The organism is Undibacterium sp. Xuan67W (assembly GCF_049340165.1).
GTDB lineage: Bacteria > Pseudomonadota > Gammaproteobacteria > Burkholderiales > Burkholderiaceae_D > Undibacterium.
The window spans coordinates 106,388-130,179 of sequence record NZ_JBMPPN010000001.1; the positions used below are offsets into that span (position 1 = coordinate 106,388).

Here is a 23,792-nt window from a genome sequence, read left to right on the forward strand (position 1 = left end):
TTTTAAATTCCGATGCCGACACCCAACTCAGGCAAGCCACGCAACCCCAGTGTTGACTGAGCAGCGGCTGCCAACTGTTCAGCCAATTTGGAGAAGGCAATTGATGCTCCAGCCAACGGAAACGCATCAATCACGGCGCGCCCCAGATGAGCAGCTTGTTTCATGTGATCGTCTTCAGGTACATAACCTACAAAATGTAGTGGAACGGCTAAATAACGGCTTGCCGCCTGAGCCATATTGGCATACACCAGTCGCGCTGATTGTTCAGTTGCTCCAGAGACTAAAATACCGTAAGAACGACGACCAAGGCGACTATTAACTCGTTTGATCAAACCATACGCATTTTTAATAGTGACGGGATTTGCTGATACTTGTATCACGACATCAGACTCTTCAAACGACGCAAGAGGAAACGCATCGTTACTATCGATTTCACTATCAACGATCACTAAGTCGGCTGCATTTGCCGCAACATCGAAAACCCGTGATAATTTTCTCGAATTTTCGGCTGGCAACCGCATTGAATTCATCGCATATTTGGATAACATAGACACCGATAAATTTGATGAGACTATTTTAATCGCCTCTCTCATTGTACGCTGTTGTCGCGCTACATCCAACAGGGTGCTCTCGGAATCGCTACCCAACCACGATCCTATACTATGATTTGAGCAGCGTGCATCAATCATCAAAACTCGTTGTCCTTGCCTGGCAAGCGAAACACCAAGATTGACCAACATGCTGCTCTTCTCATCGTCACGCAAAGCAGACAAAAACGTTAATACGCGCGGCTTTGGCGCCTCAAGCATACGGCGCAATCCTTCTGCCTGATCAAAACTAGCCAAGGGACACCTCCCGTAAAGCACCTGGATTAATCGCATTTGCCATTGCAGCATTTGCCATCACCATCGGGAGCTCATCATCCTGCAAACTAAAAGCGGAAGTCTCGCGCTTTAATTTAAACGCACGATCAACCAGATACTGCTTGTTAGCGACATGCAGATCTTCAGGCACACGCTGGCCGCTGGCAACATAATAGATATTCAGTTTCTGGCGCACAGCAATGTCTAGTACACCACCAATCGTTGCCGCTTCATCGAGCTTCGTCAAAATACAACCAGCTAAATCGCCTTTACCCTGATAGGCCCTTACTACCTCGCTTAAGGTTTCACCGGTAGAGGTCGCATTCAAACATAAAAGTCGTTTCACATTACTATCGGCGCCTGACAACATCGCAATCTGCTCTGCCACCATCTTGTCACGTTGGCTCACACCGACCGTATCAATCAACACCGTATGCTTATTCTTTAGTTCAGACAAAGCGATGCGTAAGTCGGACTCGTCTTTAACAGAATGCACCATGACGCCGAGAATTTTGCCATAAATACGTAATTGTTCGTAGCCGCCAATACGATAGCCATCTGTCGTAATCAAGGCCAGTTTAGCCGGGCCATGGCGCATCACACAGCGCGCTGCCAATTTGGCAGTCGTCGTGGTTTTACCCACCCCGGTAGGCCCGATTAATGCATACACACCGCCTTTTTCCAATATCTCGCTTTCATTTGAAATGGTAGACAGATTCTTATTCAGTATCGCTTTAATCCAATCCAGACTGCTAACGACGTTATCGGATTCAGGCATTTTTTCGATCAGAAAGCGGGACAAACTGGCACTAAATCCGGTTGCCAGCATTTCCCGTAAAATTTCAGCTTTCTTAGGCTGCCGCTTTTGCGTATTCGTCCAGGAGAGCTCTGCCAATTGCGCTTCCATCATTCCTCTCATCGACCTGATCTCATTCATGACGGCAGATATCTCACCCGGACTAACCTGCGGAGTCGCCTCGCTATCAAAGCGACTGATACTGTTCGCAGTATATTGCTGAGAACTATCGTCCGACGTGAAGCGAGGAGTGAACCTAGGGACATCCGGCACCATTACTTTTTTATGCTCTGGCATCACTAGTGAACTTACCACTTCATCGGCCATCGCCAATATCTCTACCCGGCCCTCAACATTACGATTCGATAAAATAACCGCGTCCGAACCTAGCGCATCTCGAACCAGACGAATCGCTTCACGTGAGGTATTTGCCGAAAATTTTCTGACGTTCATAATTGCCCTCCAACGAGGCTGGTAACTCTAATGGTTTTAGTTTCAGGTAGCTCTGCTTGCGATAAGACTTTTAATTGTGGCAAGGTTCTTCTGAGGAAGCGAGACAATAAAGCTCTTAATGGACCCGGTACCAGTAGCACTGGGGTCAATCCCATTTGCTCCTGATGCTGTGCAGCTGCCTCTGTCTGACTTGCTAAAGTATCGGCAAGACCGGGCTCAATCCCTGCACCATCGGCACCATTCGTCTGCAATGCCTGCATCAACAGCCGCTCCAGGCGATTATCCAGAGTCATCACCGTCAATTCATTCGTAGAAGGGAATATTTGCTGGACAATCGCACGACCAAGCGAAATACGAACATAGGTCGTCAATTCATTCGCGTCTTGTGTGTGCATTGAATGCTCTGAGAGCGTTTCAATAATGGTTCGCATATCGCGGATATGCACCCCCTCGATGAGCAGGTTTTGTAAGACTTTTTGCAGTATCGAGAGCGGTAATAATTTAGGAACTAATTCCTCCACGAGTTTAGGTGTATCTTTCGCCAGATGGTCCATAAGCTGCTGCACCTCCTGACGACCAAGCAACTCCGCAGCATGTGATGTGATAAGATGATTTAAATGGGTTGCGATTACGGTGCCAGCGTCAACGACGGTATACCCCATCCCTTGCGCCTGTTCGCGCATCGCCGCATCAATCCAGACTGCGGGTAGTCCAAACGCAGGATCCGTCGTGACAGCACCGGGTAAATTTCCCGTGACCATCCCAGGATTAATTGCAAGATATTGTCCGGTCAACGCCTCACCAGTTCCGACCTCGACTCCTTTTAAAGTAATTCTGTAAGCCGATGGTTTCAACTCGAGATTGTCACGAATATGTACCGGAGGCGACAAGAAGCCAACCTCTTGTGCAAATTTTTTACGAATGCCTTTAATTCGTCTAAGCAACTCACCGCCCTGCCCTTTGTCAACCAGAGGAATGAGTCGATAACCGACTTCTAATCCAAGGGTATCTACCGGCAAAATATCTTGCCAGGTCGCCTCTTCCATTTCGGGAGCAGCTGCTTGCGGTGGCGCTTGTTCCTCGGCTGTGGCAACAATTTCAGATTTTTTCGTCAATAAATATCCCCCTCCAATTAGCATACCCGCTAGAAGAAGAAATGCTACATGGGGCATACCAGGAATAATTCCCATGCCACCAACGATGCCGCCAGTGATGTAGAGTACTTGAGGTTTGGCAAACAACTGACCAATCAACTGGCCACCGATATCCTGGTCACTGGCAACACGAGATACGACAACACCCGCTGCAGTCGAGATAATTAATGAAGGAATTTGCGCAACCAATCCGTCGCCAATTGCCAGTAAAGTGTAGTTTTTTAAGGCTGTTGCGAAGTCCAGATCATGCTGCACCATACCAACGATTAAACCACCGACAATATTAATAATCGTCACCATGATGCCGGCAACAGCGTCGCCACGGACGTATTTAGAGGCACCGTCCATCGCGCCATAAAACTCCGCCTCCTGCGCTACTTCGGTGCGGCGACGACGAGCTTCTTGCTCAGCAATCAATCCTGCATTCAGATCTGCATCAATCGCCATTTGCTTACCTGGCATTGCATCCAACGCAAAACGGGCACCAACCTCGGCAATACGACCGGCACCTTTTGTTACGACGGTAAAGTTAATGATGGTCAAAATCACGAATACGACGATACCAACCGTATAGTTACCACCAATCAAAAAATGCCCGAATGCCTCAATCACCTTACCAGCTGCATCCGGACCAGTATGCCCTTCAGTCAATACTACGCGGGTAGAAGCGACATTCAGCGATAGACGTAACATCGTACTAACCAACAGTACCGTTGGAAAAACCATAAAATCGAGCGGTTTTACCGTGTACAGACTGGTCAATAAAACGATAATTGCCAGAGCAATATTAAAACTAAAAAATACGTCCAGAACAAACGCAGGCAGTGGCAACACCATCATCGCCAGCATCATAATAATCAAGACGGGTGCAGCAATCGCCTTATTAGTAAATATGCTCATCCAGGCGGGCAATTTCAAACTATTCATTCATGAGCTCCGATTAAAGGAGACTGTTGTGGTAATTCGTTATTAGGATCCAACTCTGAGGGTACGTCGATTTCTGTCGGTAAAATCGGCTTTAAACCACCATGCTGACGGAAAGTCTTCAGTTGAAATACATAAGCAAGCACTTCGGCCACAGCGGCATACAGCTTCTCCGGGATTTCATCTCCCAACTCCGTGTGCTTGTATAAAGCCCGCGCTAAAGGGGGAGCTTCTAACAAAGGGACATTATTTTCACCTGCAATTTCACGGATTCTCGCGGCCACTGCATCAGCACCTTTAGCAACGACTCTCGGCGCACCATTACCACCATCGGTGTATTTCAGCGCAACGGCAAAATGCGTAGGATTTGTTACGACGACGTCTGCCGTCGGAATCTCTGCCATCATGCGACGACGTGCCATTTCTCTTTGCTGGGCTCTGATTTTTGCTTTGATTTGCGGATTACCGTTAGCCTCTTTCGACTCTTGAATCACTTCCTGATGTGTCATCTTCAACTTATTAGCGTAATGCCACATTTGATAAGGAGCGTCTATTGCTGCGATAAAAACAAGCGCGCCAACAATCGATAAAAAACAAGCTGCAAGTAAATTACCCATATGAGCACTGCCTTGTGCAAGCGGCTCAAGAACCAAGCCAAAAATTGCATTTTTTTGACTCATTACAACCATCAGGGCAACACTACCAACAAGAATCGTTTTGATAATGGCCTTGACGAGTTCTACCCCGGCCCGAGTTGAAATCATATTTGCCAAACCGGACAAAGGATTCATGCGAGAGAAATTAGGTTGCAATGCCTTCCCGCTAAACAACCAGCCACCAATCAACAAGGGAGATCCGATTGCCACAAGAACTAACAATCCGGCAATCGGCGCAAATGCAATCAACACATCCATCAGGCCTACAGCAATACTTGAAAACAATAAATTGATATCAAATGCGAGGCTACGATCCAGCGATAAACCATTCATCAACATATGACTTAACTGACGTATTAAACTGCCTCCAAAGATCCAAAGTGCACTCCCAGCAGCCAATAAAATAGTGCAGGTCGACAGCTCTCTTGAACGTGGGACATCGCCCTCCTCCCTGGCTTGCTCCAGACGTTTGGGTGAGGCTGGTTCGGTTCTTTCGAGATCGCTTTCTTCGGCCATTGCCGACTCCCATTCTTTTCTGAAATGCAAGCCAATTAATGCCAGTACATTTCTACAGTTAGGATTATTCGCGAAATTAGAAAAGTGACATACGAGGAATAAGTGATGAATTACCCCTCATTTCACAGGACGTGTTAACTCGCACCTTACGAGCAATAACAATTTGAAGTAACGCTAAAAAGTTAATGCAAGATAGTGGGCAAAAAATTCGCTTGTCTAAGGTGGAAGAGCAAATGAAAAATGCGCCAGAACGGCGCATTTTTTAAAAAGAAGTAAAACAAAAATATAATGCTTAGGCAGCAGCAATATTTTTTGCCCAAACTAAAGCTGACAGATGTGCGGCATTAACCTCATTCGGTTTTATGCGTAACGACTCTGATAAAGACCCTACTAACATGCTGTTCAACTCACAAGCTTCTGCAAGCGCGAGGTAAGGGCCATAAGCACCACCTCTCGAAATTAAGGCTTCAGTAACTGCCTCTGGCAACTGAATCGTTGACAAAACCTCTTCCATTGAAATTCCAAGCAGACGATCTAACAAAGAGAACATCCCGGCAACAAACAGATTTTCCGCCTCAGCTTTAGACATGTAAGGCTGGCCTAAGAGTTCCGCAAAACGTCCGCGAACAATCGCTGTTTCTAGTAATACCGGTGAATATCCACTGGTACTCGCTGTCGCAAGCAAAAGGGACAACCAGCGATACAAGGGGCTATAACCAAGAATTTGCACTGCATGTTTCAACGACTGCACTTCGGTTCTTAACCCAAAACCTGCAGAATTTATATATCGCAATAATTTATAGGCAAGTGTCGCATCTCTTTTTACGACGGCCTCAAGCTGCTGAATATCCGCATTCTTCCTGATCATTTCCATCAACTGCAGAATAGTCGTCTGCGCAGTATTTAAACCTTTTTTCTCAGCACTCGGTCTCGGTGTCAAATGCAACTTACCAACAAAGGAATCAAGTCCTAAAGCAGAGCAAGCATCAAAATCCTGCCAACTGAGGACGTTTCTAGCAACCATACGAACCGAAGATTGTTTGAGCGCCGCATAGACCTTGGCCTGTGATGCCAGATTAGCTGGATTTAATTGAACTTCTATGTGGGAAATTTGCGAGAAAAAAGATCTTTCCAGTGTACTCAGATCAGCGCCACGCATACAGATTCCGTAGCCCAATTGCCGTAGTTCTTTGATTGACTCAAGTGTCTCAGGATTTGTAAAGTCACGTTTTGATAATACCAAAACGGTATTTTTTGGCGGCAACAGTTTTAAGCCCTCGGCCTTCAATAGCCCTGGAACAGCATCCATAAATAAAATACTGTCACCCAACAAAAAGCCCGTATTCTCATCATTAAGCTTTTCGGCGACAAATTCCATCAGGGAATTCAAATCGTCAACACTGAACTCCGCCGCTTGGCTTGAATTTTGCCATGATAATTGAAAACCGATAACACGCTGCTTAGGATCAAGCAAAGGCTCTCTAACAATGAAGTTAGTTTCGTTCATATGAATTTATAAGTAGTAACTTTATTTAGGCGAAAGGACTAGCTAAAAACCAAGACTATCAAGCAAATCATCTACTTGCCCCTGATTTGAAACTACATCGACATTGCCTTCAGGATTAATTTGCGGCCCATTCATCAGACCATCTCCAACATCTCGCTTAATTTCGGCAGGAGAATAGTCGATCAACAATTGCACAAGCTGTTGCTCAAGATTCTGAGCAATATCAGTTACTCTCTTTATTACTTGCCCGGTTAAGTCTTGAAAATCCTGCGCCATCATAATATTCATCAGATGGGATTTTGTCTCTTTACTATTGGCAGCAACTAGTTTTAGGTAGGCAAGTGTTTCTTGTGCAGTTTGCTGATATTGCTCCAACGTTGTGGAGCTAGATATCAATCTTTCAAGATCTACAGAAATTTTCTTGGCGCCGTCGTCAAGGGATTCCTGCAGCGGAATTGCCTCGTCAGTTGCATTAAGAACACGCTGCGCCGCCTGCTCCGACATTTTTGCAACATAATCAAGTCGGTCACAGGCTTCAGGAATGTCTTCTGCCGCTCTTTCGAGTACCTTATCTAAACCCAAACCTCGTACACTATCGTGCAACAGCCGCGTCATGTGGCCTACTCGTGAGAGCAGGTCATCATGTTGCTCCTTGTTATTCAACTCATCACTCATCGTAGCTCCTTGACAGGCTGCTCTTTGCTACGCAGGTTTTCCTAATTTTTCAAAAATTTTTGACAGCTTTTCATCCAATGTTGCGGCAGTAAATGGTTTTACCACATAGCCGTTTGCACCAGCCTGAGCAGCAGCAATGATATTTTCTTTTTTTGCTTCTGCAGTTACCATCAGAACCGGCATTTTTGCTAATGCGGGATCAGCACGAATGTGCTGGAGCATAGTCAGACCATCCATATTTGGCATATTCCAGTCCGAAATAACAAAGTCAAAATCGCCACTCTTCAGTTTGGCCAGTCCCATAGCACCGTCTTCGGCTTCATCTACATTGGAATAGCCAAGTTCTTTGAGCAAGTTTCTAACGATACGGCGCATCGTTGAAAAGTCATCTACAACTAAAAACTTCAGGTTCTGATCGGCCATGAATTACTCCATTGTTTCTTTAAAGATAGTTAATAACATTATCGGTCAGTTTAATACAAAGTGCTGCTAATAATTAATAACAATTTTGAATTGTCGGATCTAAACACGTAAGGCACGACTTCCATGCAAGGCTAAATAGTGCAGCACCATCGAAGGCAGCTCATTTAAAGGACCAACCTCATGGGTAGCACCAACTGCAATTGCCTCACGTGGCATACCAAATACTACACAAGTTGCTTCATCTTGGGCAAAATTGTATGCCCCTGCATTCTTCATTTCCAGCATACCATTAGCGCCATCTTTCCCCATACCCGTAAGGATAACGCCCACCGCATTTTTGCCAGCATAAGTTGCTGCAGAAAGGAATAATACGTCTACCGACGGTCTATGCCTGTTAACCGGAGGTCCATCATCTAGTTTAGTCACATAATTAGCTCCACTTCTGGCTAACAACAGATGTGAATGACCAGGAGCGATGTAAGCATGTCCCGGCAAAACACGTTCACCGCCGGCAGCTTCACTTACCGAGATTTTACATAAGCCGTCAAGCCGCTTTGCGAAAGACCTGGTAAAGCCCTCTGGCATATGCTGCGTAATTAAGATTCCGGGACAGTCTGAGGGCATTTGAACTAAAAAATTTTTAATGGCTTCCGTACCACCAGTTGATGCACCAATGATGATGAGTTTCTCACTACTTGTCAGTGGGTTTTTCACCAAAGGCAATGCTGTTAAGGCCGCTTTATCGGCATCAGTTGACTGAAGAGTTCTTGGCCGGATACGCGCTTTCGATGCAGCGCGGATTTTATCTGCAATCAGTTCCGAGTATTCCAACATACCGCTCTGAATTGACAGCTTAGGTTTAGTGACAAAATCAACTGCACCCAGCTCAAGGGCTCGCATCGTAATTTCTGATCCACGCTCCGTTAAAGACGATACCATGATGACAGGCATTGGCCTCAGCCGCATTAATTTCTCTAAAAAATCCAACCCATCCATTTTGGGCATTTCAACATCAAGTGTTAAAACATCTGGGTTTGTTTGTTTGATCAGCTCTCTGGCAACCAAAGGATCAGGAGCAACACCAACAACCTCCATATCCGGCTGGCGGCCAATGATTTCACTCAACACACTACGTATCAGTGCGGAGTCATCTACGATCAATACTTTAATTTTCATAAAAATATCCCGCATCAACGCTAGATTTCATACACTAAATTTAAAACAAATCAATATCGCCGCCAACTGGTACCGTTTTAAGGCGACTAGCATAGTCTTGCTCGCGTTTTCTCAATGTATCGTTATGCTCAACCTTCAATTTTTTTACTAAGACTTTTCCAGTTTTTGGAAAAAAATATACTTTTCGAGGATAGATATCATTCAGATCCTCTGCAATCACACGCATTCTCTCAGCACGCAAATAATCGAGTACAAATTTTGCATTCCGCTCACCAACATTAATCGCTGTGAATCCCCGCAAGACATTTCCGCCACCAAAAACTTTGGCCTCCATATTCTCGCGTTTAGCTCCTGCTTTTAATAGCTCGTTAATTAACACTTCCATTGCATAGGTACCATATCGCATAGATGCGGACACGGGGTTATCTGTATCAGCCCCTCCGTCGGGAAGCATAAAATGATTCATCCCGCCAACACCAGAAACACGATCTCGGATACACGCTGAGACGCAAGAACCAAGGACTGTGACAATCAACATATCTTTTCCTGTGAAATAAAATTCACCAGGTAAAATTTTTGCGGCATCACAATCAAAAGTACGATCGTAATAAATGTTCGTCGCAAAATGCTCTTCACTTAATTGGCTCATGACTTAACCTTTGTTTGTATGATTCGAAACAGTCTTACGGCGCGATTCGTGCATACCCGCAAGTTCGTATACTGTTTTACCTCTTAATTTGAAGTCATCAGAAACATACAGAAAATTTTCAGAATGTCCGGCAAAAAGTAGCCCATCAGGTTTCATAAGCGGAACAAACTGCTTTAAAATTTTCCCCTGAGTTGGCTTGTCAAAATAAATCATTACGTTACGGCAAAAAATAGCATCAAACTCACCATTAACCGGCCAGCTATCTGCCAAAAGATTTAATTGTTTGAACGTGATGAGATCTCGCAATTCTTGTCGTACTCTTACCAATCCATCTTGAGCACCTTTCCCTTTAAGAAAAAATTTCTTTGCTCGTTCAGGGGACATTTTATCTAGGCGATCAATGTTATAAACACCTTTTGAAGCTGTTGATAAAACGTTGGTATCAATGTCTGTCGCAATGATATGTGCAGGTGGCTTTAAACTACCGAATGCCTCACATAATGTCATTGCAATCGAGTAAGGCTCCTCTCCCGTTGAGCTTGCAGAACACCAGACGCTGATAGGATCTTTCCTTTTTTTCACGTGTTCAGCAAGCAAAGGGAAATGATGCTCTTCTCTAAAAAAGGAAGTCAAATTCGTTGTCAGTGCGTTAGTGAATGCCTCCCACTCAGCACCAGCAGGTTCTTTCTGTAACTGATCCAAATAAACAGAAAATGAGTTAATACCTGTCGCACGTAAGCGACGTGCCAAGCGGCTATAAACCATTTCCTGCTTGCTGTCAGCCAAAGAGATGCCAGCCTTTTGGTATATTAGCCCTCTAACCCGGTCAAAGTCTTTTTCATTAAAATCAAATTCCTTTGCTGTTTCGGCTCTGTTTTTTTCTGCAGATTTGGTCATTAATTTATCCTTAACATGAGGCTTACTTAATCAACCAATATTTAGGCAGGATTGATTTCATATATATGAGTGCGTACAACACAATCAGTCAATCTTACGTCACGGCAAAACCACAGTTATTCAGGAAATTCACAATATTTAATTAGTCCGAGTAAATATCATTATTTCGATTCGTCAAAATAGAAGTGGAATCTAAGTAATCTAAAACAATCCAAAGAGTTTAAAATTCATCCCACTCGTCGTTAACAGAACTACTATGCTGTCGATTTGGAGATGGCGATGACTCTTTTCTTGCAGTCAATTGCTTCACAGGCGAACGCCCCTTAGAATTTACATGTGCAGGCGCTTTAGTGGATTTAGCAGGATTAGCCGCTGAAAAAGTATCAGCGCCACTGAGCTTAAAGACACTGACCGCTTGCGCCAAAGCCTGAGCCTGTTCCTCCATACTCTCTGCCGCTGCCGCTGCTTGCTCTACCAACGCTGCATTCTGTTGCGTCATTTCGTCCATCTGGGTAATGGCAAGATTGACTTGTTCAATCCCCGCACTTTGTTCCTGGCTCGCTGCAGTAATTTCGCTCATGATGTCGGCGACATGCTGGACACTGGTGACAATTTCGTCCATGGTCTTGCCTGCTTCGTCGACTAGTTTGCCGCCTTGTTCTACTTTGTCGACGGAGTCGTCAATCAGGGCTTTGATTTCTTTGGCGGCACTGGCGCTGCGTTGAGCTAAGTTGCGTACCTCTGAGGCGACAACGGCGAATCCACGCCCTTGTTCGCCAGCTCTGGCGGCTTCGACGGCCGCATTGAGGGCGAGGATGTTGGTCTGGAAGGCGATACTGTCGATGACGCTGATGATGTCGACTATCTTGCGGGAGCTGTCTTTGATGGAGCCCATGGTGTTGACGACTTGACCTACGACGGCGCCTCCTTTGACTGCGACACTGGAGGCGGAGACGACGAGCTGGTTGGCTTGTCTGGCGTTGTCGGCATTTTGACGAACGGTACTGGTGAGTTCTTCCATGGAGCTGGCTGTTTCTTCGAGCGAGCTGGCTTGTGATTCGGTTCTGCTCGATAGATCGGCATTCCCTGATGCAATCTCTTGGGATGCTACTGTGATTGCCTCAGTTCCGGAGCGAACCTGCCCCACAGTTTTACCTAAACTATCATTCATATCTTTAAGTGCACTCAGCAAAGACGATACTTCATCATTGCCGCTAACAACTACTTGTGAAGACAGATCTCCCGCTGCAACTTGTTCTGCAATAGAGACAGCATCACTTAAAGGCAAGGTAATACTTTTCGTAATAATCCAGGCGACAAAAATACCGATGAGCATAGCGCAGAGTAAGATCAAAAATAGCCAGAAACTAAGTTTTGAACTACTTGCAGCCGATATCTCAAATTGATCCTTGGAAGCCGCTTCCTGAAATTCGACGAGTTTATTAATCTGCTGTATCGATTTACTACTTAGTGGATCAATGATGGTCGCAATGATTTTTGATGCCCCTTCTGCATTGAAGGCGAGGGCCTGACCAACAGCGTCTTTAAAAGGCTTCTCAATTTCTTTATCTATTTTTGCAAGCTCATCAAGTAATTTTTTTTCTTCCTCAGTTAATCCTAAAGAAGAAATTTTTGCTTTTGCTTCCTCATATCTTTTTCGTTGTGATTTAACTTTAGCATCCTCTTTTTGCATCTCTGCGACATCGGACAGTATCCCGATGTTACGCATTGATATTCCGCCTTCAAAAAGAGCGCTTTTCATCGTATTAGCCAAAGCTTGTTTTTGGCTTGAATTATTTAAGCCTTCAATTAAAGCGTTTCTGTTTTTTGTAGCAAGCACGTTGGCGAGTACCAAAGTCAGTATCAACCCGCCAATAATTAATCCGAAACCAAGCCCTAAGCGTGCACCGATTCTGAAGTTACGCAAATTCATAGCATTCTCCTCCTTCAATTCTTATTTTTTATTTTGCTGATTCGATTGCGAAACAAACTGCTAAAAACAGTTTTACTACTTATCAAGCCTGATGATCGACAAGCCCCATTTCTGGACTAGACATCAATTTATCGATATCGACAAGGATTAACATCCTCTCTTCAAGTGTTCCCAGCCCGATAAGGAAGTCTGAGCTAAACGTTGTTCCCATTTCTGGCGCTGGCCTGACTTGTTCTGGCAACAATGTCGTAACGTCAGAAACGCTATCGACGACCATACCAACAATACGCCCACCAATATTCAAAATAATGACAACAGTGAACTGATCGTAAGTCGGTTCACCTAAATTAAATTTAATACGCATATCTACAACAGGAACAATAATGCCGCGCAGATTAATAACACCTTTGAGGAATTCTGGCGCGTTGGCAATGCGGGTAACAGCTTCGTAGCCGCGGATTTCCTGTACTTTCAGAATATCAATTCCATATTCTTCATTGCCCAATGTAAACGCCAGAAATTCATGTCCGGAAATATCAGAACCGGAACCGTCTACTTTGGTAGTACTTCCTTCAGATATTGGTAAAGACTGCGCCATATGATTACCTCCCGCAATTGTTTATATAAATTTTATTGATCATCGAGCTGAACGCAATAACGCTGAGACATCCAGAATCAAAGAAACCCCGCCATCACCCAAAATTGTAGCGCCTGAGATCCCAGGTACTTTACGATAATTTGACTCTATATTTTTGACGACTACTTGTTGCTGACCGACCAGATCATCGACAAATAAAGCGGCCTTCTTGCCGTCTACTTCAACAATCACGGCAATACCATCGGACGGCTTGGTAAACTTGGGCTCGATATCAAAACATTCGTACAAAGGGATAAGCGGTAAATATTCGTCCCTAACTTTGACCACACGCCCCTTACCGCTAATTTCCTTCACGTCTTGACTGGTTGGCTGAAGTGACTCAATCACAAACCCTAACGGGAGGATATATATTTCTTCACCAACCTTAATTGACATACCGTCTAAAATTGCTAATGTCAGAGGCAATGAGATAGTAATCGTGGTACCAAAGCCCTTGGCAGAACGAATATCTACAACACCCCCCATCGCCGTAATATTTCGTTTGACCACATCCATACCGACGCCTCTCCCGGAGACGTCCGTAACTGCCTCTGCAGTAGAAAAGCCAGGAGCAAAAATCAAAAGCCAAACTTCGCTGTCGGTCATAGAATCAGTAACAATCAACCCGTTTTGCTTGGCTTTCGCTAAGATTTTTTCACGGTGAAGTCCTCCGCCATCATCACTAACCTCAATAATGATATTGCCACCTTGATGAACGGCAGAAAGAGACAATCTGCCAGACTCATGCTTACCTGCCTGCAAGCGGGCTGCTGGCATTTCTATACCATGATCAATGCTATTGCGAACAAGATGCGTTAGTGGATCGACGATTCTTTCTATCAGCCCCTTATCCAATTCAGTCGAAGCACCATAGGTTACAAATTCAACTTTCTTACCTAACTTCGTCGCCAGATCTCTCACCATTCTGGGGAAGCGCGAAAATACATAATCCATCGGCATCATGCGTATAGACATTACCGCTTCTTGCAGATCACGTGTATTTCTCGTTAAATGAGCAACGCTACTAAGCAAACGCTCATTGGCGATGGGATCTAATTCCTGCGTGCGCTGCTCAAGCATTGCCTGCGTAATTACAAGCTCGCCAATTAAGTTAATTAGTTGATCAACTTTCTCGATTCCAACTCTTATAGTAGATGCCTCTTGAGAAGCATGCGATTTCTCGGACTCCTTTTTGACAGGGACCTTTAGTTCCACTTTTGCAGAAATCAGATTAGCCGTATTGGGATCTGTAGTTGAAGGTGATGCCACATCGGCATTCGGCGGGAACATCGACTCAATAGGCTCAAAAAAACCGTACCCCAGATCATCATCCGACGATGCAACATGATGCGGGGTACTTAGGGCCGGCATCTCTTGAGTAGATATCTTCAGGTCATCGGGATCGAGAATAAAAGAACATATTGCAATAATATCGTCTTGAGTTCCATTAGTTCTTAAAATCAGCGTAGTAAGTCCATCGGCTTTTTCTTCTTTCGAAATAGCTCCTAGCAAACCTAATTCTGAAAAAATTGCAGCTAAATCGTTTGCAGTAAGTTTAGGCAACTCTATCCGAAAGCAAGTAGAGTAAGTCTCATTCTCCAGTTTTGCATTTGATCTTGAATGATCCTCAAACGCAGCTACCGGCGCCTTCACCGGCACAACATCTTGTGACAAAGATTGCAAAAGCATTCTTACATCGGCGACTGCATCCTGATCAACAGGAGTACCTAGCCGATGTCCATCCAACTGCATCTTTAATATATCTTTGGTAATCAAAAATGCATCGACATGCTCAGCCGTTAACGCCATCTCTCCTTTACGAATTTTATCAAGAAGTGACTCAAGAATATGGGTCACTTCTGTCATATCATTTAATCCGAAAGTAGAAGATCCGCCTTTGATCGAATGTGCAGCACGAAATATCGCGTTGAGATCTTCAGGGTCCGGAGAGGAGATATCGACAGCCAGTAACAATTTCTCTTTTTCGGCCAAAAGCTCTTCAGCTTCGTCGAAAAAAACTTGAAAAAACTGACTCATGTCAATCGTCATTATCTTGCTCCGTGGTGTACTCGAATTTATAAAATCTAGTCAGAGGACAATTAACCAATTACTTTTTTGACGACTTCTGTCAATTTCTGCGGGTCAAACGGCTTCACCAACCAACCGTTCGCACCTGCCGCCCTCCCCTTCGCCTTCATATCATCACTGGATTCAGTCGTGAGCATCAAAATTGGTACACGTTGATAAGTTGCCAGGCCACGAAGAGATTTGATGAGCGTTAAGCCATCCATTCTTGGCATATTTTGATCGGTCAAAACAAGATCAACCACTTGATTGCGGGCTTTTTCCAAGCCATCCTGGCCATCCACCGCCTCAATTACTTGATATCCTGCAGCTTTCAAACTGAACGCCACCATCTGCCTCAATGAACCAGAATCATCAACCGCTAAAATTGTCTTGGCCATCATCACTCCGTTAAACTAATGAAAAGTACATTAACCCACCAACATTAAAAGCAATCAAAATAATTCGATATCACCACTATCCAAGTGTTTTTGATTGACTGCCTTCCTTAACAAGCTTTTCAGCTCCACACTTTGTTTCTCCAGCCTCAGCGTAATTTCTCTAAGCAATATCGCAATTTCGTCGGTTTCTCCATCGTGAGGTATGCCGTCGCCAACAATCCCTAAATTGCTTAAAACCTCACGCAAACCTGCACTACGCTGAACGGTTCGGGAAATTAACTGGCTTGTGAGATCTTGAAATTGCAGGCTGGTGACGGCAGCATTAATATGTGATGCGATATCATCTTTGAGCACTTTAAGTCGGTCGATGCTCTCGGCTGGAGCCTCGCCAGTAGAAATAATTAAATCAATCTCTTCTTGCTGACTGGAAATTGCAGCATGCAATGCCAAGAAGCTTGAACCGAGTTTCTCAATCGCCTCTGCGAGCAATATGGTCGTTTGCACAAGATCAGTTTCGACCTCAAGCAAGTGCTCCTTACCGTGATCAGACACGCCTGACAATAGTTCTTTAACCTCAGATCCCAGCATTTTCTTTTTTGACATCTTCAGCATCCCAATTCTGAATTTACCCGACCTGTTGATAAACAATGCTTATTTATTGACCTTAACCGAAACCTCGCCACCTGATTCAGTTTGATTACTGACTTCAATTGAACCTCCATCCTGTGACGCAGATTCTTCAGCTTTTTTATTCATCACAATAATACTAATACGCCGATTGATCGGATTGAGCGAATCATTTTTATCAAATAGAACGGAAGACGATAAACCGACAACTCTGAGTACTTTTGTCTCATCCATACCACCATAGATCAACTCACGACGTGAAGCATTGGCCCGATCTGCAGATAACTCCCAATTGCTGTAACCTTTTTCACCACTGCCATATGGAGCAGCATCTGTGTGGCCGGACAAGCTAATCCTATTGGGCACATCATTCAGCGCTTTACCAATTTCATGCAAAATCTCTCGCGTGTATGGCTGTAACTCTGCTTTCGCAGAAGCAAACATAGGGCGGTTCTGTTCGTCCACCATCTGAATACGTAATCCTTCGGTTGTTATATCGAGCAAAAGTTGTTTCTTATATTGTTTTAATGTCGCGTTTGATTCAATGGCAGCCTCAATTTTAGTTTTGAGTCCTTTCAGTCTTTCGGCATCTACCTTTGCCAGAGCAGCTTCCGCAGCTTGGAGGTTATAGCTCTTTTTGGGAGCCTCAACATCCCCCTTTTTATTTTGCCCTTCGCGCAAGGTCAGATCTTTACCACCACCTTTAATAACACTAGAACTATCACCACTGCCCTCGCCACCCGCCATTGCAACTTTCAAAGGAGTCTGAAAATATTCAGCAATCCCCTGCAAGTTACCTTTCGCCGTTGAGCCGAGTAACCACATCAACAAAAAGAAAGCCATCATTGCGGTCACAAAGTCGGCATACGCAATTTTCCATGCACCGCCATGATGACCACCGGCGACTTTCTTTATACGCTTGACGATAATTGGCCGTAGTTCCTCATTCGCCATATTGCGCTCCCAATGACATTAAATTACTTAGATTTGGATTGCTTTATGTGCTCTTCCAATTCACTAAAGGTTGGCCGCTCCGTAGAGTAGAGAACTTTACGCCCGAACTCCACTGCAAGTGCCGGAGCGTAGCCGTTCAAACTAGCAAGCAAGGTTACTTTAATACATTGAAATGTTTTGGATGACTCATCCAACTGCTGCTCCATCAAACTCGATAATGGGCCGATAAAGCCATAGGCAAGTAAGATACCTAGAAATGTTCCAACCAGTGCATGTGCAATTAAAATCCCCAACTCAGCGGGAGGAATACCTACAGATTCCATGGTGTGAACAACACCCATAACAGCAGCCACGATACCAAAAGCGGGAAGACCATCACCCAATTTCGCAATGAAATGAGCGGGCATCGCACCTTCATGATGGTGCGTTTCAAGCTCGTTATCCATCAAATTTTCGATTTGGAACGCATCCATATTTCCGGAAACCATCAGCCTCAAGTAGTCCCCGATAAATTCCATCAAATGATGATCAGAAACGATCAAAGGGTATTTACTAAAAAGCGGACTTTCTTCCGGCTTTTCAATATCGCCCTCAATAGACATCAACCCCTCTTTGCGCACTTTAGTCAGCACATCAAACAGCATCGTCATCAGCTCCATATAGAGCGCTTTAGTATACTTAGACCCTTTCAAAACACCTGGAATCGCTTTGAGAGAGGCCTTAAGAGTTTTGCCATTATTACCAACCAGTGATGCACCAACGGCAGCACCACCAATCATCAGCAACTCGAGCGGCTGAAACAAAACAGCAAGATGTCCACCGGACATGACGAATCCGCCAAATACAGATCCCATTACTACAATATAGCCGACGATGACTAACACGAGCCATACTCCTTTATAAGCAAATGGACCTACTCATTTAATTGGAAGTGAAAATATGATCTGCAAACTAATTTAGGACCTTCATTTCTACAAATAATATCAACAGCTAAATATTGCCTTAGAAATATATTTCATAAATATCATTATATGCGCCATGCGTAGAGAATTGGATCGTTAGAATCAGTATTTATACATAAATCTGGCTCTATATCAGGGACAACAAATTCATAACTCAGCAGCAATGTACCGGGGCGCATTTCTGATTTTGCTTTTTCCCAAAGTGAAGGCATCGCTGCAGGTGAAAGATAGGCGAATACAACATCATATTCACCCAGAGTCATGTCATGATAATTTTTTAAAAAAAAACTTACCTTGGCTGAGTGAATTTGAGCCCTCAAGTAACTAATCAGCCAGGGTAAAGGCGCAATTTCGACACCGCAAAAAAAACTATCAGCTCGTTTTAACGACAAACTTAAAGTCAGCCCACCGAAACCACTTCCCAAATCAACAAACCTCAATGGCTTACGCGGCAAAAAATCATCGATGACCGCGGGCAATGTCGCCTTAGATGGGTAATATGGAACTTGCGTTCGAAAAGTACTCCAGTAGAGTAACGCCATAAAAATAAATGACGCCAAATAGTAATGACGAGAAATATCTAAGGAGAGAAGTGCAAAAACCGAGATTGGAAAGAAGAATTGGATAGCCCACCACCACCAATCCATTTTACGAAAATAGGAAATAATGGCCGCAACGAAAGCGCCAACTAACAAGAAAGATATTAAGGAAATTTTTTTTGCAAATAACAGGTGAGTAAAAAAAATACCTGACCCACAAATACAAAAAGAAAAAATCTGGATGAATAATGCCTCGGCCGCCGGAGGAAACCTTGCCTTATCCGACAGAATATTTTGAGCCTCAAATTTTTTTTCTAATTCTATGCTCAAAAGATCTCCGGAAAATTATTTACATCAGGCCACCATCGCCAAAGGAGAATCCAACTCCCGAACTCGTTTTGTTTTCCCAGCACGAGAAGGAACGTGGCACAAACCACAAGCATAATCATCATGCAAATCCAGTGTATGCGCAACAAATTGTCCACCACATTTACTGCATTTTGCAAATTTTAATATTTTTGCGTCGAAGAAACGAACCAAAGTCCAGGCACGAGTCAGAGATAGTACAGATTCCTCACCAGAGGCAACCGGGGCCTGCTCAAGATATAGACGATATGCCTTCACTACCGCTTCAATACCTTTAATCTCAGCATGGTCATTCAAGTATTTGTGAATATTCATAAATAGCGAAGAATGAATGTTTGGCTGCCAGGTGATGAACCAATCTGTGGAGAATGGCAACATGCCTTTTGGTGGAGATACGCCCTTCAATTCTTTATAGATCTTTAAAAGGCGCTCCCTGGACAAACTTGTCTCAGATTCCAGCAATTGCAGCCGCGCCCCCAGATTCACGAGATCAATCGCCAATTGGATTTCTTGCGCTTCGTTCACGACACTTTTGCTCACCATTTTACTCACCCCAATACGAATTAACGACAACCAACTAAATTAATGAATTTCTTCGACAGCTTGCCCGGCCATTAGAATGGCTGCATGAGAATGAGCCAAAGCGCGCTCTTTGTTATAGTTTGTCAGCATGCATAAAATGGCACTATCTTCAAATCTGAAGCGTGCAAGCATCATATTTGAGCCCGCCAACTTAAGGATTTGTGCGTTATTCAAACCTTCGATCAGGTCAGCAATTTCTTTTGCTATACCCAAGCGAAATATGGCAGTTGCTTTATCTGCGCGTATCATCTGCTGAGCAAGCATTAGGTAGCTCAGGTTTGCATCGCGAATTTCAGCCATCATATCGTTCGGTGTCATTTTCACATCCTCCATCATGTTATCCCGGCACAGAGTTGATTGCCGTTGAGACACATTGTGAGACCAAGAAATTTACCGATGTATAGGACGAACTAGGAATATTAAGTAATTGAAAACTGAAATATCCCGTAGGATTTTTTCCTACAGGATATATTTGATATCTTTTTAAAAAGAATTAAAAAGAAAATTGAATTTTATTGAGCAAAGGAGAACACCAGAAAAATATCAATAAAAACAAAGGCTTATCGTAAATTTCAAGTAGAAATCTCATCAGCTACACTACATTAACGGCAAGAATCTCGAGAACTTTAGGCTTTTTTTAAAAAAAACTTAAAAATATTTTCTGTTATTTTTAACGTCTGAATATCTAAAAACTTTAGAGAGTTTTAAAAATAAATCGTGTTTTCGCAACAATTCTCATATCAATAGGAACTATTTTTTGCAAAAATAGACACTAATTGGGAGAAATTCTTACAGGAACGCATGAAAGGAGATGGGACGCAGAAAAATTACTGCGTCCAAATTAAGGAAGGGAAATATGTAACGAAAAGACCTATTGATGAGACTGACGCCAGATACTTTGCCCGCGAACTTCTTTGTCTAAGACATTGAGCAAGGATTCATGTGCCTCCAAATCGGAATTTGATGCGTAATGCACAATTACATCGCCAATTGGTATGTCAGGAATAACCGCTTCCACCATTTTTATCTCAACAGTCTCCTCCACTTCAATGGCAAAACTGTTTTGACCACGCGACATTGCCAAAAACACATCGGCCAATAATTCTGCATCTAGTAAGGCGCCGTGAAGTTTTCGATGAGAATTTGATACCTCGTATCTGTCACACAAGGCATCCAGAGAATTTCGTTTGCCAGGATGCAACTCTTTTGCCTGTACGAGCGTATCCGTAACCGCCTCGGCATAATCAGAGAATAATGGCAATCCTAGTCGCGCAAACTCAGCATTAAGAAATCCCACGTCAAACGGCGCATTATGAATTACGACCTCTGCACCTTTAATATATTCACAAAATTCATCCACAATTTCGGCAAATTTTGGTTTATCGCTTAAGAACTCTGTGGTTAAGCCGTGAACTGCTAATGCGCCTTCTTCTGAGTCTCTCTCTGGATTAATGTAATGATGAAAATTATTTCCGGTTAATTTGCGATTAATCAGTTCTACGCAACCAATTTCAATTACACGATCACCTGTTCTGGCACTTAAACCCGTCGTTTCAGTGTCTAATACTATTTGTCGTTTCATAATTTTATGTAGTCACTTTTTATTGAAGTATTGAGATATTGAAATAATGAAACACTATTTTATTCATTCACAATGAATTCCCAGCGTAAGCGAACCAGCGGGTTTGGCAACGTATCAAAAAATGCGGCATCTGAACCGATGCCCGCAGCAAATAGTAATTTTTTTCCACAAGAAATAAGAGGCAGACGATCTCTCTCCCAAAATGGGATTTCCATACTTTGATAATGGCTTTTAATATCACGCGTTGGTCGATTTGATGCTAACTTTAAACGCTCCCCGCCTTGTCGCGGATGCATTGTCAACATAGTCTCCTTTAACCAATCGGCTGAAATGCCCGAATCAGCATCGTCAAAATGAAGTATCCCGCCAAATTCAGGAAACGCCATCAATGCCTCACCATTCCAGCAAAACTGTCGAGGAACCACATCTGCAATTTTTATTGCACTCCTTAAAGACGAATAAATTCTGTTTTTATATCGGTGGATAACTAAATTATCATGATAAACACTGATTTTTGCGTCCTCACGGCCTTCGAAAAGCTGATGACGTAGCTCTGCTAAACGAGCAGTGGTCGGCATACGTGAACCTTTAAGCGCCAGCCAATACCGAAGTAAATTATCGATCCGGTCAGCCCCCAAAGCGATCACGCTAGGAATATACAATCCTTCTTTGTCTGCAGCGCAAGAATGAAGATCCTGTTTTGCTATCTCCGTCAATAATCGGTTGGTGGACTGAGCATGCATTGCGCTTCTGGATAGACGCTCAGCATAACCAGGGGCAATAGACGACAAAATTGGCATCAATTGATGTCGCAATGCGTTCCGCACATACCGTGTATCGATATTGGACTCATCTTCGACATAGGCAATCACATTGTCATTTGTGTACTCAACCATCCTCTGCCTTGTAATCGCAAGTAAAGGTCTGGCGATGAGTAAAGAGTCATTGCACAAAAGCCTAGGGGCTCGGTTAAATTGATCCATGCCAGACAAACCGGCCACTCCCGAGCCTCGCAAGAGCTGTAACAATACCGTTTCGGCCTGATCGTCTTGATGATGGGCGGTCAGAATCAATGGCAATTTATACTGTGAGCACAACATGCCAAGACTTTTATACCTGGCATCCCTTGCCGAGGCCTCTATTCCGTCTTTATGCACATTTTCGAGAACAACCTTAGTCCCGACGAAAGTCGCGCCCATGGATTCGCATTGTTTCGAGCAATGAAGCAGCCAGTCATCTGCATTCGGACTCAGCCCATGGTGAACATGAAAAGCAAAAAGAGGAATTTTTTTTCTCTGACAAAAGACTTTTGCCAGATCTAGCAATACTGAAGAATCTAAGCCGCCACTGTATGCAACAGCAAGGCCTGTATCACTTAAATCGATATCATTTATTTGCAAAATATGCTCAAGCGTACGTTGAAAATGATCAATCAACGTACGCTCGTTTTTTACTACTGTCATTCTGAAAGCTTAGTTTCCTTGAACTTGCCGTAACTCATCAATTTTTCATGGCGGGCAGCAAGTAAATCTTTCGTTTTTAATCCTTGAAATTGACGCAGGGTATCAGCCAGAGCGCGCTTGACCAAGGCGCACATTTGTTTAGGATCGCGATGTGCACCACCTAAAGGCTCATTAATAATTTTGTCAATCAAACCCATGGCCTTCAAACGATGTGCAGTCAAACCAAGTGCTTCGGCCGCATCAGAGGCTCGGCCTGAGGTTTTCCAGAGAATGGAAGCACAGCCTTCAGGTGAAATTACCGAATACGTAGCATATTGCAGCATCAGGACGGCATCACCTACCGCTAAAGCAAGCGCGCCACCAGAACCGCCCTCACCGATGATGGTTGTAATCAACGGCACCTTTAATTCCGCCATTACGTATAAATTACGTCCGATCGCCTCAGACTGGCCGCGCTCTTCTGCGTCAATACCTGGCCAGGCACCGGTTGTATCAATAAAAGTGAATACGGGGATATTAAACTTTTCAGCCAGCTTCATCAACCGCATCGCTTTGCGATAACCTTCCGGTTTCGGCATACCAAAATTACGCATAGCACGCTCTTTAGTATCGCGTCCTTTTTGATGACCCATGACCATACAGGCCTGACCGTTAAAACGAGCCAGACCACCTACAATCGATTGGTCGTCAGCAAAACTACGGTCACCATGTAATTCGTGAAAATCGGTAAATATTTGATTCACATAATCCATCGTATATGGACGTTGTGGATGGCGTGCAATTTGAGAAACCTGCCAAGGTGTCAACTTCGCATAGATATCCTTGGTCAACATTTGACTCTTTTTAGAGAGCCTGTCGATCTCCTCCGAGATATCAACCGCAGAATCGTCCTGCACAAAGCGCAATTCTTCGATTTTTGTTTCGAGCTCAGCAATAGATTGCTCAAACCCAAGGAATGTCGTTTTAGTCATCGTGCCTCCTACTATTTCAACC

General features: G+C 43.9%; 23 protein-coding genes. All 23 read right to left on the reverse strand.

Annotated elements, in window-relative coordinates:
- Positions 1-2 precede the first annotated feature (2 nt).
- A complete protein-coding gene (locus tag ACO0LE_RS00500) occupies positions 3-845 on the reverse strand; it encodes a MinD/ParA family ATP-binding protein (protein WP_422958470.1) in 843 nt (280 codons plus the stop codon).
- Positions 838-2,112, reverse strand: coding sequence for a flagellar biosynthesis protein FlhF (flhF, locus tag ACO0LE_RS00505; RefSeq protein WP_422958471.1), 1,275 nt, complete (start codon positions 2,110-2,112; stop codon positions 838-840). The genes ACO0LE_RS00500 and flhF overlap by 8 nt, the downstream gene beginning before the upstream one ends.
- Positions 2,109-4,193, reverse strand: a complete 2,085-nt coding sequence (gene flhA / locus ACO0LE_RS00510; protein ID WP_422958472.1) for a flagellar biosynthesis protein FlhA — start codon at positions 4,191-4,193, stop codon at positions 2,109-2,111. The genes flhF and flhA overlap by 4 nt, the downstream gene beginning before the upstream one ends.
- A complete protein-coding gene (gene flhB, locus ACO0LE_RS00515; protein ID WP_422958473.1) occupies positions 4,190-5,362 on the reverse strand; it encodes a flagellar biosynthesis protein FlhB in 1,173 nt (390 codons plus the stop codon). The genes flhA and flhB overlap by 4 nt, the downstream gene beginning before the upstream one ends.
- 292 nt (positions 5,363-5,654) lie before the next feature.
- Positions 5,655-6,869 (reverse strand): EAL and HDOD domain-containing protein, encoded by a 1,215-nt coding sequence (locus ACO0LE_RS00520; protein WP_422958474.1) that lies wholly within the window; start codon positions 6,867-6,869, stop codon positions 5,655-5,657.
- 42 nt (positions 6,870-6,911) lie between these two features.
- A complete protein-coding gene (cheZ, locus tag ACO0LE_RS00525; protein WP_422958475.1) occupies positions 6,912-7,544 on the reverse strand; it encodes a protein phosphatase CheZ in 633 nt (210 codons plus the stop codon).
- Positions 7,545-7,571: 27 nt separating this feature from the next.
- On the reverse strand, positions 7,572-7,967 hold the full coding sequence (gene cheY / locus ACO0LE_RS00530) for a chemotaxis response regulator CheY (RefSeq protein WP_262836013.1): 396 nt from the start codon (positions 7,965-7,967) through the stop codon (positions 7,572-7,574).
- A 99-nt stretch (positions 7,968-8,066) separates the two neighbouring features.
- Positions 8,067-9,143, reverse strand: coding sequence for a protein-glutamate methylesterase/protein-glutamine glutaminase (locus tag ACO0LE_RS00535; protein WP_422958476.1), 1,077 nt, complete (start codon positions 9,141-9,143; stop codon positions 8,067-8,069).
- A 40-nt stretch (positions 9,144-9,183) separates the two neighbouring features.
- Positions 9,184-9,792, reverse strand: coding sequence for a chemoreceptor glutamine deamidase CheD (gene cheD / locus ACO0LE_RS00540; RefSeq protein WP_422956948.1), 609 nt, complete (start codon positions 9,790-9,792; stop codon positions 9,184-9,186).
- 3 nt (positions 9,793-9,795) lie between these two features.
- Positions 9,796-10,689 carry a CheR family methyltransferase gene (locus ACO0LE_RS00545; protein WP_422958477.1) on the reverse strand — a complete coding sequence of 298 codons (894 nt, stop codon included), beginning with the start codon at positions 10,687-10,689 and terminating at the stop codon, positions 9,796-9,798.
- Between the two features lie 220 nt (positions 10,690-10,909).
- The gene (locus tag ACO0LE_RS00550; protein WP_422958478.1) at positions 10,910-12,622 is read right to left on the reverse strand and encodes a methyl-accepting chemotaxis protein; all 1,713 of its coding nucleotides are present in this window, start codon (positions 12,620-12,622) and stop codon (positions 10,910-10,912) included.
- Positions 12,623-12,704: 82 nt separating this feature from the next.
- Positions 12,705-13,220: a chemotaxis protein CheW gene (locus ACO0LE_RS00555; RefSeq protein ID WP_422958479.1), complete on the reverse strand. Its 516-nt coding sequence runs from the start codon at positions 13,218-13,220 to the stop codon at positions 12,705-12,707.
- Positions 13,221-13,259: 39 nt separating this feature from the next.
- On the reverse strand, positions 13,260-15,308 hold the full coding sequence (cheA, locus tag ACO0LE_RS00560; RefSeq protein ID WP_422958480.1) for a chemotaxis protein CheA: 2,049 nt from the start codon (positions 15,306-15,308) through the stop codon (positions 13,260-13,262).
- 50 nt (positions 15,309-15,358) lie between these two features.
- Complete coding sequence (locus ACO0LE_RS00565; RefSeq protein ID WP_162020889.1) at positions 15,359-15,724, reverse strand: response regulator; 366 nt, start codon at positions 15,722-15,724, stop codon at positions 15,359-15,361.
- 54 nt (positions 15,725-15,778) lie between these two features.
- Positions 15,779-16,327, reverse strand: coding sequence for a chemotaxis protein (locus tag ACO0LE_RS00570; protein WP_422958481.1), 549 nt, complete (start codon positions 16,325-16,327; stop codon positions 15,779-15,781).
- 48 nt (positions 16,328-16,375) lie between these two features.
- Entirely contained in the window at positions 16,376-17,305 is a 930-nt protein-coding gene (gene motB / locus ACO0LE_RS00575; protein WP_422958482.1) for a flagellar motor protein MotB, read from the reverse strand.
- A 23-nt stretch (positions 17,306-17,328) separates the two neighbouring features.
- Entirely contained in the window at positions 17,329-18,189 is an 861-nt protein-coding gene (motA, locus tag ACO0LE_RS00580; RefSeq protein ID WP_422958483.1) for a flagellar motor stator protein MotA, read from the reverse strand.
- A 143-nt stretch (positions 18,190-18,332) separates the two neighbouring features.
- Complete coding sequence (locus ACO0LE_RS00585) at positions 18,333-19,136, reverse strand: class I SAM-dependent methyltransferase (RefSeq protein WP_422958484.1); 804 nt, start codon at positions 19,134-19,136, stop codon at positions 18,333-18,335.
- Positions 19,137-19,160: 24 nt separating this feature from the next.
- Entirely contained in the window at positions 19,161-19,715 is a 555-nt protein-coding gene (gene flhC / locus ACO0LE_RS00590) for a flagellar transcriptional regulator FlhC (RefSeq protein WP_422958485.1), read from the reverse strand.
- Positions 19,716-19,754: 39 nt separating this feature from the next.
- Positions 19,755-20,072: a flagellar transcriptional regulator FlhD gene (gene flhD, locus ACO0LE_RS00595; protein ID WP_262836001.1), complete on the reverse strand. Its 318-nt coding sequence runs from the start codon at positions 20,070-20,072 to the stop codon at positions 19,755-19,757.
- Between the two features lie 553 nt (positions 20,073-20,625).
- Positions 20,626-21,336: a DNA polymerase III subunit epsilon gene (gene dnaQ, locus ACO0LE_RS00600; RefSeq protein ID WP_422958486.1), complete on the reverse strand. Its 711-nt coding sequence runs from the start codon at positions 21,334-21,336 to the stop codon at positions 20,626-20,628.
- Between the two features lie 59 nt (positions 21,337-21,395).
- Positions 21,396-22,799, reverse strand: a complete 1,404-nt coding sequence (gene tilS, locus ACO0LE_RS00605) for a tRNA lysidine(34) synthetase TilS (RefSeq protein ID WP_422958487.1) — start codon at positions 22,797-22,799, stop codon at positions 21,396-21,398.
- Complete coding sequence (locus ACO0LE_RS00610; protein ID WP_422958488.1) at positions 22,796-23,770, reverse strand: acetyl-CoA carboxylase carboxyltransferase subunit alpha; 975 nt, start codon at positions 23,768-23,770, stop codon at positions 22,796-22,798. The genes tilS and ACO0LE_RS00610 overlap by 4 nt, the downstream gene beginning before the upstream one ends.
- Positions 23,771-23,792: the final 22 nt, after the last annotated feature.

Excerpts from the sequence above, each read along its gene's own strand:
- flhF (WP_422958471.1), bottom strand. The coding sequence starts at position 2,112 with ATGAACGTCAGAAAATTTTCGGCAAATACCTCACGTGAAGCGATTCGT.
- flhA (WP_422958472.1), bottom strand. The coding sequence starts at position 4,193 with ATGAATAGTTTGAAATTGCCCGCCTGGATGAGCATATTTACTAATAAG.
- flhB (WP_422958473.1), bottom strand. The coding sequence starts at position 5,362 with ATGGCCGAAGAAAGCGATCTCGAAAGAACCGAACCAGCCTCACCCAAA.
- ACO0LE_RS00520 (WP_422958474.1), bottom strand. The coding sequence starts at position 6,869 with ATGAACGAAACTAACTTCATTGTTAGAGAGCCTTTGCTTGATCCTAAG.
- cheZ (WP_422958475.1), bottom strand. The coding sequence starts at position 7,544 with ATGAGTGATGAGTTGAATAACAAGGAGCAACATGATGACCTGCTCTCA.
- cheY (WP_262836013.1), bottom strand. The coding sequence starts at position 7,967 with ATGGCCGATCAGAACCTGAAGTTTTTAGTTGTAGATGACTTTTCAACG.
- ACO0LE_RS00535 (WP_422958476.1), bottom strand. The coding sequence starts at position 9,143 with ATGAAAATTAAAGTATTGATCGTAGATGACTCCGCACTGATACGTAGT.
- cheD (WP_422956948.1), bottom strand. The coding sequence starts at position 9,792 with ATGAGCCAATTAAGTGAAGAGCATTTTGCGACGAACATTTATTACGAT.
- ACO0LE_RS00545 (WP_422958477.1), bottom strand. The coding sequence starts at position 10,689 with ATGACCAAATCTGCAGAAAAAAACAGAGCCGAAACAGCAAAGGAATTT.
- ACO0LE_RS00550 (WP_422958478.1), bottom strand. The coding sequence starts at position 12,622 with ATGAATTTGCGTAACTTCAGAATCGGTGCACGCTTAGGGCTTGGTTTC.
- ACO0LE_RS00555 (WP_422958479.1), bottom strand. The coding sequence starts at position 13,220 with ATGGCGCAGTCTTTACCAATATCTGAAGGAAGTACTACCAAAGTAGAC.
- cheA (WP_422958480.1), bottom strand. The coding sequence starts at position 15,308 with ATGACGATTGACATGAGTCAGTTTTTTCAAGTTTTTTTCGACGAAGCT.
- ACO0LE_RS00565 (WP_162020889.1), bottom strand. The coding sequence starts at position 15,724 with ATGGCCAAGACAATTTTAGCGGTTGATGATTCTGGTTCATTGAGGCAG.
- ACO0LE_RS00570 (WP_422958481.1), bottom strand. The coding sequence starts at position 16,327 with ATGTCAAAAAAGAAAATGCTGGGATCTGAGGTTAAAGAACTATTGTCA.
- motB (WP_422958482.1), bottom strand. The coding sequence starts at position 17,305 with ATGGCGAATGAGGAACTACGGCCAATTATCGTCAAGCGTATAAAGAAA.
- flhC (WP_422958485.1), bottom strand. The coding sequence starts at position 19,715 with ATGGTGAGCAAAAGTGTCGTGAACGAAGCGCAAGAAATCCAATTGGCG.
- flhD (WP_262836001.1), bottom strand. The coding sequence starts at position 20,072 with ATGACACCGAACGATATGATGGCTGAAATTCGCGATGCAAACCTGAGC.
- dnaQ (WP_422958486.1), bottom strand. The coding sequence starts at position 21,336 with ATGAAACGACAAATAGTATTAGACACTGAAACGACGGGTTTAAGTGCC.
- tilS (WP_422958487.1), bottom strand. The coding sequence starts at position 22,799 with ATGACAGTAGTAAAAAACGAGCGTACGTTGATTGATCATTTTCAACGT.
- ACO0LE_RS00610 (WP_422958488.1), bottom strand. The coding sequence starts at position 23,770 with ATGACTAAAACGACATTCCTTGGGTTTGAGCAATCTATTGCTGAGCTC.